This is a genomic window from Vibrio sp. 2033 (assembly GCF_033339735.1).
Window position 1 is genome coordinate 1 of the sequence record NZ_JAWOVC010000552.1, and the last position, 604, is coordinate 604.

Consider the following 604-nt stretch of genomic DNA (forward strand, 5'->3'; position numbering starts at 1 on the left):
ATGGGGATTCGAATGGAATCCAAACCGCCGTCAGTGGGTGCATTTGCACGTCACTTGCAGGAGTTTGAATCCATCCGCGAATTATTCACTTCCGCTACCGTCAGCGCGTTGATCGACCTACCATTTGCGATTCTGTTTTTAATCATCATTTGGTTGATGGCGGGCAATTTGGTATTTGTGCCGATGGTAGGTGTTCTCATTCTGATCATCCACTCACTGCTCATCCAAGGCCCTCTACGCCGTTCTATCGAGGAAGGCTCACGTCTGGCTTCTCAAAAATACGCCAACCTGATTGAGAGCTTGGCAGGCTTAGAAACGGTGAAAATGTTGAGTGCTCAAAGCCAGTTCCAATACCGCTGGGAAGAAGCGGTAGCGCACATGGCAAACTGGAACATCAAGAGCCGTCGCATTACCGACAGCATCCAAAACGCTGCGGGTTTCGTGCAGCAAAGTAGTAACGTCGGGATGATCATCTTAGGCGTTTACTTGATTGCAGAAGGTGACTTAACCATGGGTGGTTTGATTGCCGCAACCATGCTAAGTGGTCGTGCGATTGGGCCTTTGGTTCAGCTATCGCTACTTTCAACGCGTTATAACCAAGCCA

At 49.3% G+C, this 604-nt stretch carries 1 protein-coding gene; it reads left to right on the forward strand.

All coding sequences use genetic code 11. The features are described 5' to 3' along the window. A partial coding sequence (locus tag R7P74_RS27745) for an ABC transporter transmembrane domain-containing protein (RefSeq protein ID WP_318123886.1) occupies nt 1–604 on the forward strand: 604 nt, incomplete at both ends.